The 12,678-nt window shown below is 68.1% G+C and carries 15 protein-coding genes; 5 read left to right on the forward strand and 10 right to left on the reverse strand.

Annotation, left to right across the window (positions count from 1 at the left end):
- Positions 1-86 precede the first annotated feature (86 nt).
- The 4 genes from Y694_RS07975 to Y694_RS07990 form a co-directional block, all read right to left on the reverse strand.
- Positions 87-1,013 carry an anti-sigma factor gene (locus Y694_RS07975; protein ID WP_004306465.1) on the reverse strand — a complete coding sequence of 309 codons (927 nt, stop codon included), beginning with the start codon at positions 1,011-1,013 and terminating at the stop codon, positions 87-89.
- Between the two features lie 19 nt (positions 1,014-1,032).
- Complete coding sequence (locus tag Y694_RS07980; protein ID WP_031943581.1) at positions 1,033-1,536, reverse strand: RNA polymerase sigma factor; 504 nt, start codon at positions 1,534-1,536, stop codon at positions 1,033-1,035.
- A 61-nt stretch (positions 1,537-1,597) separates the two neighbouring features.
- Positions 1,598-1,924 carry a hypothetical protein gene (locus tag Y694_RS07985; RefSeq protein ID WP_051495650.1) on the reverse strand — a complete coding sequence of 109 codons (327 nt, stop codon included), beginning with the start codon at positions 1,922-1,924 and terminating at the stop codon, positions 1,598-1,600.
- A 259-nt stretch (positions 1,925-2,183) separates the two neighbouring features.
- Complete coding sequence (locus Y694_RS07990) at positions 2,184-3,227, reverse strand: hypothetical protein (protein WP_179943630.1); 1,044 nt, start codon at positions 3,225-3,227, stop codon at positions 2,184-2,186.
- A 54-nt stretch (positions 3,228-3,281) separates the two neighbouring features.
- On the opposite strand from Y694_RS07990, the gene istA reads away from it, so the two are divergent.
- Both istA and istB read left to right on the forward strand, forming a co-directional pair.
- Positions 3,282-4,799, forward strand: a complete 1,518-nt coding sequence (gene istA, locus Y694_RS07995) for an IS21 family transposase (RefSeq protein ID WP_051495651.1) — start codon at positions 3,282-3,284, stop codon at positions 4,797-4,799.
- Positions 4,796-5,629 (forward strand): IS21-like element helper ATPase IstB, encoded by an 834-nt coding sequence (istB, locus tag Y694_RS08000; protein WP_036231463.1) that lies wholly within the window; start codon positions 4,796-4,798, stop codon positions 5,627-5,629. Before istA ends, istB begins: the two co-directional genes overlap by 4 nt.
- A gap of 55 nt (positions 5,630-5,684) precedes the next feature.
- Here istB and Y694_RS08005 read toward each other — a convergent pair whose 3' ends face one another.
- Both Y694_RS08005 and Y694_RS08010 read right to left on the reverse strand, forming a co-directional pair.
- A complete protein-coding gene (locus Y694_RS08005; RefSeq protein ID WP_031943574.1) occupies positions 5,685-5,966 on the reverse strand; it encodes a hypothetical protein in 282 nt (93 codons plus the stop codon).
- Between the two features lie 236 nt (positions 5,967-6,202).
- On the reverse strand, positions 6,203-6,613 hold the full coding sequence (locus Y694_RS08010; RefSeq protein WP_036231465.1) for a nuclear transport factor 2 family protein: 411 nt from the start codon (positions 6,611-6,613) through the stop codon (positions 6,203-6,205).
- 180 nt (positions 6,614-6,793) lie between these two features.
- Here Y694_RS08010 and Y694_RS08015 point away from each other — a divergent pair, with 180 nt between their 5' ends.
- Positions 6,794-7,243, forward strand: a complete 450-nt coding sequence (locus tag Y694_RS08015) for a hypothetical protein (RefSeq protein WP_031943573.1) — start codon at positions 6,794-6,796, stop codon at positions 7,241-7,243.
- Here the strand turns inward: Y694_RS08015 and Y694_RS08020 are convergent.
- The 4 genes from Y694_RS08020 to Y694_RS24120 all read right to left on the reverse strand — a co-directional run bounded on the left by Y694_RS08020 (position 7,225) and on the right by Y694_RS24120 (position 10,836).
- Positions 7,225-8,142 carry an MBL fold metallo-hydrolase gene (locus Y694_RS08020; RefSeq protein WP_036231467.1) on the reverse strand — a complete coding sequence of 306 codons (918 nt, stop codon included), beginning with the start codon at positions 8,140-8,142 and terminating at the stop codon, positions 7,225-7,227. The two genes, Y694_RS08015 and Y694_RS08020, sit on opposite strands and share 19 nt — an antisense overlap.
- A 154-nt stretch (positions 8,143-8,296) precedes the next feature.
- Positions 8,297-9,340 carry a beta-propeller fold lactonase family protein gene (locus Y694_RS08025; RefSeq protein ID WP_031943571.1) on the reverse strand — a complete coding sequence of 348 codons (1,044 nt, stop codon included), beginning with the start codon at positions 9,338-9,340 and terminating at the stop codon, positions 8,297-8,299.
- 99 nt (positions 9,341-9,439) lie between these two features.
- Positions 9,440-10,507, reverse strand: a complete 1,068-nt coding sequence (locus Y694_RS08030; protein WP_036231469.1) for a YeiH family protein — start codon at positions 10,505-10,507, stop codon at positions 9,440-9,442.
- A gap of 62 nt (positions 10,508-10,569) precedes the next feature.
- Entirely contained in the window at positions 10,570-10,836 is a 267-nt protein-coding gene (locus tag Y694_RS24120) for a hypothetical protein (RefSeq protein WP_031943569.1), read from the reverse strand.
- A 192-nt stretch (positions 10,837-11,028) separates the two neighbouring features.
- Here Y694_RS24120 and Y694_RS08035 point away from each other — a divergent pair, with 192 nt between their 5' ends.
- Together Y694_RS08035 and Y694_RS08040 are read left to right on the forward strand one after the other, a co-directional pair.
- Positions 11,029-11,913 (forward strand): LysR family transcriptional regulator, encoded by an 885-nt coding sequence (locus tag Y694_RS08035; protein WP_197028764.1) that lies wholly within the window; start codon positions 11,029-11,031, stop codon positions 11,911-11,913.
- Positions 11,914-12,311: 398 nt separating this feature from the next.
- Positions 12,312-12,678: H-NS family nucleoid-associated regulatory protein (locus tag Y694_RS08040; protein WP_310732217.1), on the forward strand; the 367-nt coding region annotated here is incomplete at its 3' end.

Raw genomic sequence — 12,678 nt, forward strand, 5'->3', positions numbered from 1 at the left:
CAGGCGCTCGCAGCAAAGAGCGCGCTTCAGGCCAATTCATTCCATGGCGGTGCAAACCGCCTGCGCTGCGGGACTTGCCGTGGCCTTCAGCGCGGTGCGCCCAGCTGTTGGTAGACCTCGGCCGACACCCGCGCCAGCACGCTGCGGTCGGCGTCGGACGACAGCGCATAGCCGAAGGGCCCGTCGACCCAATAGAACACGTTGACGGCGCCTTCCTGCGCGAAGCGGAAGGCGGTGTCAGCGTTCTTCGCACCCGGTTTCGCATCCGGTTTCGCGGCCCCGCCCGAGCCCGCGGCGCTGCCGACGTCGGCCACGTCATTGGACACGTACAGCGTCAGCTTGCTGCCCTGCTGGTTGCGGTACATGAACTGAGCCACCGGCCCCTGGCCACCTGGCAGCAGGCGCCCACCTTCCAGCGTGTAGCCCTGCGCCTGCAGGTGCGGCGGTTTCATCGGCGCGCCCATGCGCTTGGACAGCCAGGCCACGAGCTGGTCTTCGTGCGCGGCGTCCACTTCCACGGGCCGGCGCACATCGGGGCTGTAGACCGCGTGCGCGACGGCGGCACGCTGCGCGAAGCCACCCGCAGACACCAAAGTCAAACCACCTGGGGCCGGTTGCACAGCCGCCATGCGGGCGGCATCGTCACCGGCTGTTCCAGGTCCGACGCCGCGCAGCCCCCAGCCCGTGGCGCCGCTGATGACGGCGATAGCCAGCCCGGCGGCCAAGCGCTGCAGGTACCAAGGCGTCGGCGATACGGCGCGCGGGCGCGCCGACTTCAGCAGGCGTTGCGGCGGCTGCTCGTCCAGCACGGGGTCGAACAGGGCGTGCAGCTCGCGCTTCTGCGCACGGTAGGCCTCGACGCGCTGCGCATCGTCGGGGCGCGCGGCCAGGTAGGCGGCGATCTCGGCCTCACGCTCTGCGGGCAGACGGCCATCGACAAACGCATGCAGCTCGGCCTCGGTGACCGGGGGGGTGGGCGGGAGGGTGGGCGGCGATGGGCGATCGGTACTCATAGGGTGCTTCGCAATGCATTCATTTGACGACCTTCAGCCGCACGGGTTCGGCACGACCTTCCATCAGGCCGCGCAGGCGCTCACGGCCGCGCGACAAGCGCGACATCACCGTGCCGATGGGAATGCCCAGGGCCTGCGCCACGTCGGCATAGGCCATGTCTTCCAGCGCCACCAGCAGCAGCACTTCCTTCTGCTCGACGGGCAGCAGGTCCAGCGCGGCCTGCAGGTCCAGCACCGCCAACCTGTCGCCTTGCGTCGGCATCACCGGCACCTCGGGGGTGTCATCGTCCATGGTCACGGTGTGCAGCCTGGGCCGGCGCACGCCATCGACGTGCAGGTTGTGCATGATGCTGAAGAGCCAGGCGCGCATGTCCGCCACGCCGCCCCACAGGCCCGACTTGGCCCAGGCCCGCTCCAGCGTGTCCTGCACCAGGTCGTCGGCGTCGTCACGGTTGTTCACCAGCGCCCGGGAATAGCGGCGCAGGCGCGGCACCCAGCTCAGCAGTTGATGGTCGTCGTTCATCAAGATGTTGAAGATGGGGTGAGCCCGCGCGAAGCTGGGTGTGCAGGCGGGTGTACAGGCGTCATTCCTTGATGATGTGCCAGACCTGTTTGAAGTTGTCGCCGCTGCGGTCGCCGGCCTTCTGGTCGGCCTTGTAGGTGTACACCGGCTTGCCCTTGTAGGCCCACTGGCGTGACCCATCGTCGCGAGTGACGATGCTGTAGGCACCCGTGGTCCGGTCGGTGGCGGTGGCCATCATCGGCGGCCAGAGCGCGGCGCAGCCGCCGTTGCAGGCGCTCTTGCCGCTGTTCGCCACGTCCTGGTCGAAGGTGTAGAGGGTCATGCCAGCGGGTGTGACGAGCGCGCCGCCAGACAACATGGCGGGCGCCTTGGCAGGCGGCTCGACCATGTTGGCACAGCCGGCAGTGACCAAAAAAGTTGCCGCAGATGCGGCGATGGCGAGGGTTTTGAACATGGGAAGCTCCGTGGAGGTGGTGGCGGATCGGGCAGCGTGGGTGAGATGTTGCTCACATCGGGGCAGACGGCACGCTCAGGCCTTTTATTCCGCAGGCGTGAAAAAGATGGGGTGTTGGTTGTGCAGGGTGGCAGGCTGCCGCTGCCCTGTGCGTCCAGCGCGGCTCCATGGTCGGAGCCGCGCGGCCTCGTTCTCAGGGTGCGGGCGTCAGGTTTTGGCCGTTCTCGACCGGGCTGATGCCCACGACGTGGCTGACGCTGCGGGTGCGGTTGGCGTTGTCGGTGACCCGGGCGGTGATCGTGACCGAACGCTTGCCCGCAGGCATCAGGAGCGATCCCCCCACCACCCAATCGGCCGTCGTCACGACATAGCCGTCAGCGTCCAGCTCGCTGCCGGCAACGTTGAAGATCGGCGCCAGGTTCGAGCCCGCCGGCACCACGTTGCCGTTGGGCTGACGCAAGGGCACGTCGAAGGTCACGTTCAGACCCGGGAAATTGCGGTTCGTGCCGTTGCTGGGATGCGTGATCGGGTTCTGGATCTGGCTGCCATCCAGGATGGTTCCCAACACCGAGCGGGCCGCCGTGCCTTGGCCGTTTTCGCTGACGCCGATGCCGTGACGCGAGCGGTCCAGCGCCGCCACTTGAATGAAGAACAGCGATGCATTCGCAGGCGGCGTCGGATTGCCGGTTTGCGGCCCGGGTGACACACGCGACGGCACGCGGGGCGCGATCATCGTCACCTCCGGTCCGTCCGCGTCGTCGATGCCGTCATCGAACACATCGATCGGAAGGGGCGTCAGTGCCTGCCCCGATGTGATACCGCCGCGCAGCACCGCCATCGAGACCCTGTCGAAGCCGATGCGACCGGCGGTGTCGACCACGGCGGTGGTGATGTTGAAGCGGCTCGTGTCGAGCGGCAGCGATTCAAGCACGTGCCAGCCCAGCCACAGCGTCACGCCCGCGCCGGGCGTGTCGTCGGTGCCCAGGATGTTGAAGAGGTTCGCCAGGTTGGTGTTCTTCGGGATCACGCCACCGTCGGGCTTGACGAGGTCGGTGTCGAGGAAGACATAGAGGCCCGGAATGTTCGGGTTGACCTGGCCGAGAAGCGCGGTGTTTCTGATGTTGAGCGATTCTTTCGCGGCGATCGGTGTCGCGTCGCGCGTGACGACCTCGATGTGTTGACGATCACTGAAAACTGACCCACCTGAGGGCATCGCGATCGTCGAAAGCTGACCCACGCAAACACACTGCCCTGCTCGATGGACGAGCGGGGAGAGCCAGGAGTGATCAGCGTGGCGATGTTGGCCAAGATCAGAAGGATGCACCTGCGAGATGGCCTGTCCATCCGCGAGGTGGCGCGGCGCACGGGCTTGTCGAGGAACACCGTGCGGCAGTGGTTGCGCGAGGACGGCGTGACCGAGCCGAAGTACCCCGAGCGCCGTGCGACGAGCGCGCTCGACCCGTGGGCCGAGCACCTGGAGGCGGCGCTGCGTGCCGATGCGCACCGCCCGGTGCGCGAGCGGCGCACGGCCAAGGCCCTGTTCGAGCAGATCCGCGCGCTGGGCTACGCGGGCAGCTACCCGCGGGTGGTCGTGTGGGTGCGGCGCTGGCGTGAGCGGCAGGCCAGCGCGCCGCGGCGTGCGGCCTTCGTGCCGATGAGCTTCGAGCTGGGGGACGCCTTCCAGTTCGACTGGAGCTGCGAGTACGTCTTCGTGGGCGGACTGCGCCGGCGGCTCGAGGTGGCGCACACCAAGCTGGCGAGTTCGAGGGCCTTCTGGTTGACGGCCTACCCTGCGCAGAGCCACGAGATGCTGTTCGACGCGCACGCGCGGGCCTTCGAGGCGCTGGGTGGCGTGCCGCGCCGAGGCATCTACGACAACATGAAGACGGCGGTGGACCGTGTGGGCGTGGGCAAGGCGCGCTCGGTCAACGCGCGCTTCCAGGCCATGTGCTCGCACTACCTGTTCGAGCCCGAGTTCTGCAACCCGGGCAGTGGCTGGGAGAAGGGCGTGGTCGAGAAGAACGTGCAGGACCGACGGCGCCAGGTGTGGCGCGAGGCCGGCGAGCGGCGCTGGAGCGACCTGGCCACCTTGAACGCCTGGCTGGCCGAGCGCTGCCGTCAGTGCTGGGAGGAGACGGCTCACCCCGAGTGGTCCGCGCTGAGCGTGGCCGAGGTGCTGCAAGACGAGCGCACGCGGCTCATGCCGTGCCCCAGGCCCTTCGACGGCTACGTCGAGCAGCCCGTGCGCGTGTCGGCGACGGCGCTGGTGCACTTCCAGCGCAACCGCTACAGCGTGCCGACCCGCCACGTCAACGAGGTGCTCAGCCTGCGCGCCTACCCCGAGGCCGTGGTGCTGGTGGCCGAGGGCGTGGCGGTAGCGCGCCATGCGCGCAGCTTCGAGCGGGAACTGACCTTCTACGACTGGCAGCACTACATTGCGCTGGTGCAGACCAAGCCCGGGGCGCTGCGCAACGGCGCGCCCTTCAAGGCCATGCCCGAGGTGCTGCAGACGCTGCAACGCCACCTGCTGCGCCATGCGGGCGGCGACCGGGTGATGGCGCAGGTGCTGGCCGCCGTGCCGGTGCACGGGCTGGAGGCCGTGCTGGTGGCCGCGGAGATCGCGCTGGAAGCCGGGCGGCCCAGTGCCGAGCATGTGCTCAACGTGCTAGCGCGGCTGCAGGACGGGGCGCCGGCGCTGCGCGAGCTGACGCAGCCGACGCCTGCCTTGCGGGAGGAGCCCCGCGCCGACGTGCAGCGCTACGACGCGCTGCGAGGTACACCGACAAGCCCCCAGGAGGCCCAGCCATGAGCACCGAGATCGTCACGCGCCTGAAGGCGCTCAAGCTGCACGGCATGGCCTCGAACTGGCCGGAGCTGGTGGCGCGCTGCCGGCATGCGGCGCTGGAGCCCGAGCAGCTCGTCGAGCAGTTGCTCGACGCCGAAGGGGCCGAGCGCAACGTGCGCTCCATCGCGTACCAGATGAGCGCAGCCCGGTTCCCGGCGCACCGCGACCTGGCAGGCTTCGACTTCGGCGCCAGCGCGGTCGACGAGGCGCTGGTGCGCAAGCTGCACACCACCGCCTTCACCGAGGCGGCGCACAACGTGGTGCTCATCGGCGGGCCGGGCACGGGCAAGACGCACCTGGCGACGGCACTCGGCATCGAGGCGATCCAGCGGCATGGCAAGCGGGTGCGCTTCCACTCGACGGTGGAGCTGGTCAACGCGCTGGAGGCCGAGAAGGCCGCGGGCCGGGCTGGGCAGATCGCGCACCGGCTGATGTACGTGGACATGCTCGTCCTCGACGAGCTGGGCTACCTGCCGTTCAGCCAGGCTGGAGGTGCCTTGCTGTTCCACCTGCTGAGCAAGCTCTACGAGCACACCAGCGTGGTCATCACGACCAACCTGAGCTTCGGGGAGTGGGCGAGCGTCTTCGGCGACGCGAAGATGACCACGGCCCTGCTGGACCGGCTGACGCACCACTGCCACATCGTCGAGAGCGGCAACGACTCCTGGCGCTTCAAGCACAGCAGCACGACTACGGCCGCGACCAGAACCCGGTCAACGACGCAACGCAGGAAAGGATCGAACCCAGACCCCAAAACCGCAGAGATATCCACAGACCAAGGCACCCTCGGGTAGCCTTCAGGGGTGGGTCAGTATTGAATGATCGCGGCGGGTCAGTTCTGGGCGATCGTCAACACTCGATGTTCAACACGAAGCCGGTGCCATTCACGCTGCCTGCGCCAATGCGGCCTTCGCCCGGCACGATCTGCGAATCCGCCAGCGGCGAGACGATGCGTGCGATCGGTGCGAGGTCGCCGCGTGCGCCCATGCCGTCCCGTATCTTGATGATGTTCGGATACGTCAGGGATTCAGCGCCGTCTGCAGCGTGGCCGGGCAGTGAAGCAAGGCCTGCCGCGGCCGCGAGGGCAGCATGCATCAGCACGGCCGAAAATTTGGAAAGCGGGTGTCGCATGGGGAACTCCTGGGGGGATGGGTGAGCAGTGGCTCGACCACTGCAAACGGGTAGACGCACGGGCGCTTGCGGGTATTGCGTTGTCGATACGCCGTGTGAACCGAGCCGGCATGCGCCTGCAGGCAGCGCCGTGCCAGCGTGCACTGGCATGAACAAGGCCGCCTTCGGCGCGGCGCTGGTGGATCAGTAGGTCGCGGTCTTGCCGGCGGTTTCGGCCGTGGCTGCCAGGGCGACGTTCAACTTGGGTCGATCTGCCACGTTTCGCTGACGATCTTGCCTTCGCGGTAGGTCAGCACGTAGCGCACCTTGATGGGCATCTTGCCTTCGAAGACGACGTTGGCGGAGACCGTCGAGCCCTTGGGGTTGGCCGATTCTTCGATGGAGCCGATGGTGAGCTTCAGCGGGCCGACGGCCTTGCCGAACTTTTCCCAGGTGCCGCGGATGGCGTCGGTGGTGGCGTAGGTGCCGTCCAGCGGGCCGCCGACCCAGTTCAGCTGGGCCTGGTCGGCGTAGGCGCGCATCACGATCTGGGTGTCGCCCGAAGCGATGGCCTGGAAGTGCGTGCGGGCGTCGTCGGAAGGGGCGGCGAAGGCGCTGCCAGCGGCAAGCGTCAGGGCGGTGGCGGCAAAGGCGAATGTCTTGAACATGGAGGGCTCCGTTGAAGGCTTGATGTGAAGTGAGGGTGGTCGGTGGTGGATGAAGGGTCCATGAGGTCCCGACACAAGGGCAGACGGCGCCGGCAGGCGGTCTATTCCGGCCCACGCAAAAACTTTTTCTGTCACGCCATCGGCAGTTGACCCGCCCGACACGCTCCACCAATTGCTCCGATGAAGCGAACCCTGACCTTCCTGCTGCTGGCCAGCTTGTTCACCGCCGCGACCGGTGCGCTGGCGCAAGGCATCACCGACCCCATTGGCAACCTACTGCCCACGTACATCGGTCCGCAGAACGGCGACGTGGATGTGGCGAGCGCGTTCGCCGGCTACGACCCGGCCAGCGACACCTTCAGCTTCTCGGGCACCTTTGCCGACGCCCTCGGCACCACGGAGGGCGCCTTCTACTTGCGGGGCCTGGACCGCGGTGTCGGCACCGAAGGTTTCGTGAGCGGCAGCCCATCGGTCGGCCAGCGCATGAAGTTCGACGCCGCCGTGTTCCTGCGGCCCGACGGCATGGCTCGCGTGATCACCTTCGTGGGGTCGGTGGGCACGGGCGTCGAACTGGGGGCCGGTACCGGCACTATCGCCGGCGGCTGCGCGCCTCAGGGCGCCAGCCGCTGACCGTCTTGCGCAAACACCACCCCGCCGGCGTAGTGCGCGGCAATCGACGCCTTGACGGCATCACGCTGCGCGTCGAGCGCAGGTGACAGGTGGCTCAGCAGCAGCTGGCCGGCGCGCACCGCATCGGCCACTTCGCCGATGGCCTTGGGTGGCGTGTGCAAGGTGTACAGCACGTCGGGCGAGCCGGGTGGGTCGAGCACCACGCTGTTGAAGACCAGCAGGCTGGTGCCTTGGGCGATTCGCCGCAGACCCGCCAGCCCGCTGGCGTCGATGTCGCCGCTGAAGGTGATGCTCTTGCCGGCGTGGTCGATGCGGTAGACCACCGCCGGTGCGTCGCGGTGGTGGCCGGCCACGGAGCTGATGCGCAGGCCGCCCTCATCGAACACCGTGCGCACTTCGGGCAGGGCTGACGCCGTGGCGGGTGCGTCGATGTCGTTCACTTGAAAGCGCAGCGGCGTTGAGAAGTCCTTCAGGTAGCCGAAGGCGCCCTGCTTGCCGAACAAGAGGTCGATGAAGCGGCTGGTGGCCGGGAAGTCGGCATCGTCGGCATCGAGCGCACGCCGCCCTGCCGGCCCGAAGATCTTGAAATCGACCGGCCCGCGGTTGGACACCGCACGGGCCTTGAAGAGGCCTGGCAGTCCACCGGCATGGTCCACATGAAGGTGCGTCAGCAGCACGATGTCGGCCCGACCCAGCGCCAGCTTGGCTTCACCCAGGAGCACGAAAGATCCCGGGCCGGCGTCGACGAAAACACGCGCCACGCCATCCACCAACACCACGAAGGCCGAGCCCGCGCGGCCGGTGGCACCCGGGCCGCCCGAGCCCAGCACCACGAGTTCCAGCGCCGGCGGGGCGGCCGTCTGGGCCTGAGCTGCGAACGCGGCGGGCAGCGTGCACATGGCCAGACAAAGTGCCGCCAAGCGGCGCCGGCAGGGGTTGGCCAGAGTTTTCATTCGATCCTTTGTGCGGGCGGGGCGACAACGGGGCGAACCGGAAGCGGCAAGCCCCCGGCTCGGTCGTGCGGTGCGCCGGTTCTCTGACAGTTCCCGGTTTTCAGTACGCCGCCACCGCCTGCGCAGCGGCCACCGTGGCGACGATTCGCTGCCCGGCACGCTCGACCTTGGAGATGCTCAGGTCCTCGTTCAGCACGTAGGCCGTCTTGCCGTCGCGCGTGAACACGATGGCCTGGCGCGGCTGCTTGAAGCCGGCGATGGTGGCGACCACCTTCAACGTGGCCACGTCGATCACCGACACCGTGTTGTCGGCCAAGTTGCCCGAGTAGACGAAGCGGCCGTCGGGCGTGAGCGCGGCGCCGTAGGGGTCGCGGCCCACCGGCACGGTGCCGGTGACGCGGCGCGCGGCGATGTCCACCACCGCGATGTCGTTGCTGCCGCTGTTGGCCGCAAACAGGGTCTTGCCGTCGGCGGTGACGGAGATGGCGCGGATCTTGTTGAAGCCGGTGATCTCGCCCTCGATCTTGTCGGTCTGCGTGTCGACGATGGTCACCTTGTCGCCCAGGAAGTTGGTGACGTAGAGCTTCGCGCCGTCCGGGCTCAGGCGCACGCCCTGGCGCGGCTGCGCAAAGCCGGTGATCACCGCCTTGGCCTGCCCGCTGGCGGTGTCCAGTCGCGTCACCGTGCTGCTGGCCTGGTTGTTGACATACAGCGCGCTGCCGTCCTTGCTGAGCGCGGTGCCGAAGGCGCCGGGGCCGGCCGCCAGCGTCGACGCGGTGGCCAGCGGCTTGAGCGTGGTGGTGTCCAGGCGCGTCACCGTGCCCAGGCTGCTGTCGGAGACATAGAAGCTCTTGCCGTCGGGCGCGAACACGATGTTGCGCGGCGTGACGTAGCCGCGCAGCACACCGCGCACGGCACCGGTGGCCAGGTCGTAGACGATGACGTCCGGGCGCTCGCTGTAAGACACCACGGCGGTGGCCTCGTCGGGGCTCAGCGCCAGCGAGTTGTTGCGGATCTGGCCGTCGAAGGTGACGCGGGCCGGGGTGGCTTCGGCGCCGTTGGCGGCGTTGGCGGGCACGCTGGCGGCGACGAGGACGAAGGTGCTGCACCAGGCCAGCGCGGTGGTGCGGAAGAAGGTATTCATGGGATGTCTTTCGGAGAGTGTTGAGAAAAGAGGGAAAGGCTTGCTGTGGTGGACGAGGAGAGCCCGTGGTTTATTCCGTCGGGCCGTGAATTCGAGGCTTCAGCCGAGCAGGGCCGGTACCCAGCGGTTGATCAAGGCACCGCCGACGATGAGCCAGCCGAACAGGATCAGCGCCAGCAACAGCGGCTTGGCACCGGCCTTGCGGATGGCGCCGATGTGCGTGGACAGGCCGAGTGCGGCCATGGCCATGGCCAGCAGCGCGGTGTCGATCTCGGTGGTCACCGCCACCACCGAGGCCGGCAGCCACTGCAGCGAGTTGAACAACACCACCGCGACGAAGCCGAAGGCGAACCAGGGCACGGCGAGCTTGCCTGGGGCCTGGCCCGTGGCGGCGGAAGTGTGGGCGTGGCGTTTGTCGTCACGTGCCAGCCAGGCCGACAACATCACCAGGAACGGCGCCAGCATCATCACCCGCACCATCTTCGCGATGACGGCCGAGTTGGCCGCGTCCGGGCCCACCGAACGCGCCGCGGCCACCACCTGGGCTACCTCGTGGATGGTCGAGCCGGCGTAGATGCCGAAGCCGTTGGCGCCACCCGGAATCAGCGCCCAGTGCTGGTTCAGCTCGAACAGCGCCGGGTACAGAAAGATCGCCAGAGTGCCGAACACCACCACCGTGGCCACCGCCACCGTTACCTGCTCGGCGCGCGCCTTGACCACCGGTTCGGCAGCCATCACCGCGGCGGCGCCGCAGATGGAACTGCCGGCGCCGATCAGCATCGCCGTCTTGCGGTCCAGGCCCAACCAGCGCGTGCCGATGAAGCAGGCCAGCGCGAAGGTCGAGCCCAGCACCAGCGCGTCGATGGCGACGCCGGCGATGCCGACGTGGCCGATGTCCTGCACCGTCAGCCGCAGGCCGTACAGCACGACCCCCAGGCGCAGCAGGTTCTGCTTGGACACGTTGACGCCGGCACCGCTGGCCGCGGCCAGGCGCGGCACCAGCGGATAGACCGTGTTGCCCACCAGCATGCCCAACACGATGGCCAGCGTCAGCGCACTGAAGCCGTGGTGCTGCAGCCAGCCGATGTGGCCCAGCGCGATGCCGGTCGCGGCCAGGGCGCCGCTCAAGGCCAGGCCGGGCAGCAGGGCTGCCAACTGCAAGCGCAACCGCGCTGCCCGGTGGCCGGCTGACGGGCCAGGGCTGGCTTGTGAGGTCGACAGCGCGTGCATCACGCCAGCACCCAGATCAAGGCGATGCCGGCGCACAGCAGCACGGCCGCCATCGGCACTGCGACCGGCATCCAGCGCAGCACCTGCGGGTCGATGCTGCTGTCGGCGGCCAAGGTGGTCGAGACGGCATGGGCCACGTCGCGGGTCGGCCCCATGAAGCCCGCCACTGGCCGCCGGGCAGCAACCCATTGAAGGGCATGCAGCGCCTGTGGGGCCAGCGGGCCGGGTGCTGCGGGGCGTGGGGTTGTTCGTTCAAGGGTCAGCATGTCGGGCTCCAGATGCCGGTGGTGGCGCGGCGGGCCGCCGCCCCGTGATCGAGCGGCCAGGCAAATTTAGAGCTTGGCAATCAACCCGTCCAACGGGTTGTATGACTAAGATGTACCTGCGAAATCGATAACAAAGGCAATCACCGTGGACGTGCTTCGACTCACCCTGCGTCAGCTGCAGATTTTGTCGCCGTGGCGCGCAGCGGCAGCACCACGGCGGCCAGCGCTGAGATAGCGCTGTCGCAATCGGCCACCAGTTCGGCCGTCAACGAGCTGGAACGCCTGCTGTCGCTGCGCCTGTTCGACCGCGCCGGCAAACGCCTGCTGTTGAACGACAACGGCCGCGCGCTGTTGCCGCGGGCTTTGGCTTTGCTCGACGGCGCCGCAGGCATCGAGCAGATGTCGCGCGACGGCAGCGCGCAGGCGCAGTCGCTGCGCATCGGCGCCAGCACGACGATTGGCAACTACGTGTTGCCCAAGCTGCTCGCTGGCTTCATGGGGGCACAGCAGCCCGGCAGCGCCGCCGCCTGGCGGTCGAAGGTCGTTATCGGGAACACCGCCGCCATCTGCGATGCCGTGACCGCTTTCGAACTCGACGTGGGGCTGATCGAGGGGCCCAGCCACCAGCCGGAGCTGGTGGTCACCCCCTGGCTGCAAGACGAGATGGTGGTCGTGGCTGCGCCCGACAGTGCGCTGGCCCGGTCGAGTACGGCAGGCGAGCGCATTCCCCTGCGCACGCTGCGTGAGGCGGTCTGGCTGGTTCGCGAAACGGGCTCTGGCACGCGCGAGGCCACCGACCAGAGCTTGCTGCCCCACCTGCGTTCTTACCGGCGCAGCATCGAGCTAGGCAGTTCGGAAGCCATCCAGCGTGCCGCTCAGGAAGGGTTGGGGGTGGCTTGCCTGTCCGCCTGGGTAGTGAACGATGCGCTGGAAGCTGGACGTCTGTGCCGCGTCTCCACGACATTGCCGCGGCAGCTTCGGCAATGTCATCTGGTTGTGCATCGTGAGAAGCAGTCGACGCCCGCGTTGCTGGCGTTCATCGCCCAGGCAGATGCGACCGCTGGGGCTGCCCGCTAACGTCCCGGCCCCGCTTCGCATGTCGAAGGTTCAGCCCTCGGCGACACGCGATTACCCTTCAGCTAGGCGCCGACGCCCGCTCCGCCCACCTGCCCATTGATCGAAGCTTTGATGCAATGAGCTGGTCTGGGTAATCGACGTCCGCTTCCGGACGCACCACCCAACGGCTGCTTGTGGCCGGCTGCCGATAGCCAGGAGCGCCTGCTGCCCGGCAGGCTACTTCACGCCGCCGCGGCCGGGTTTGCTCCCACCGAGGAGGGCACGGCTGCGAGCACGAAATGTCGCCGCCTCGCGCGAGAACGGCGGGGCCATGGCAGTGTGTCGATCGTCGCGCGAGCAGCGCTGGGTCGCACCTGACCTATCCTCCGACGCATTCGCCCCAACCTGAAAGCTGGCACATGGCAACCAAGAAGAGCGGACCGACCCTTGCTGCATTGAACGCGCAGATTGCTGCGCTGCAGGCGCAGGCCGATGCACTGCGCAAGAAGGAGATCGCAGAGGTCGTCGCCAAGATCAAGGACGCGATCTCGCACTACGGCCTGACGGCCGCCGACCTTGGTCTTGCAACGGGTGCCCGCAAGAATGCGAAGTTGCCCGCAGCGGGCGGCGACAAGCCGGCCAGCAAACAGCGCAAGAAGGCCGGACCAAAGCCAGCGGCGAAGACTGTGAAGTTCAAGGACGACCAAGGCAACACCTGGGTGGCATGGGCAAGCGGCCGGCATGGTTCAAGGCTGCTTTGGCTTCAGGCAAGACACCCGAGGAACT

This window comes from Methylibium sp. T29-B (genome assembly GCF_000576225.1).
Taxonomy (GTDB): Bacteria; Pseudomonadota; Gammaproteobacteria; order Burkholderiales; family Burkholderiaceae_C; genus Methylibium; species Methylibium petroleiphilum.

What these genes read in the sequence shown, in the direction of transcription:
- Y694_RS07975 (WP_004306465.1), bottom strand. Translation starts at nt 1,013, where the DNA reads ATGAGTACCGATCGCCCATCGCCGCCCACCCTCCCGCCCACCCCCCCG.
- Y694_RS07980 (WP_031943581.1), bottom strand. Translation starts at nt 1,536, where the DNA reads ATGAACGACGACCATCAACTGCTGAGCTGGGTGCCGCGCCTGCGCCGC.
- Y694_RS07985 (WP_051495650.1), bottom strand. Translation starts at nt 1,924, where the DNA reads ATGGTCGAGCCGCCTGCCAAGGCGCCCGCCATGTTGTCTGGCGGCGCG.
- istB (WP_036231463.1), top strand. Translation starts at nt 4,796, where the DNA reads ATGAGCACCGAGATCGTCACGCGCCTGAAGGCGCTCAAGCTGCACGGC.
- Y694_RS08005 (WP_031943574.1), bottom strand. Translation starts at nt 5,966, where the DNA reads ATGCGACACCCGCTTTCCAAATTTTCGGCCGTGCTGATGCATGCTGCC.
- Y694_RS08010 (WP_036231465.1), bottom strand. Translation starts at nt 6,613, where the DNA reads ATGTTCAAGACATTCGCCTTTGCCGCCACCGCCCTGACGCTTGCCGCT.
- Y694_RS08015 (WP_031943573.1), top strand. Translation starts at nt 6,794, where the DNA reads ATGAAGCGAACCCTGACCTTCCTGCTGCTGGCCAGCTTGTTCACCGCC.
- Y694_RS08020 (WP_036231467.1), bottom strand. Translation starts at nt 8,142, where the DNA reads ATGTGCACGCTGCCCGCCGCGTTCGCAGCTCAGGCCCAGACGGCCGCC.
- Y694_RS08025 (WP_031943571.1), bottom strand. Translation starts at nt 9,340, where the DNA reads ATGAATACCTTCTTCCGCACCACCGCGCTGGCCTGGTGCAGCACCTTC.
- Y694_RS24120 (WP_031943569.1), bottom strand. Translation starts at nt 10,836, where the DNA reads ATGCTGACCCTTGAACGAACAACCCCACGCCCCGCAGCACCCGGCCCG.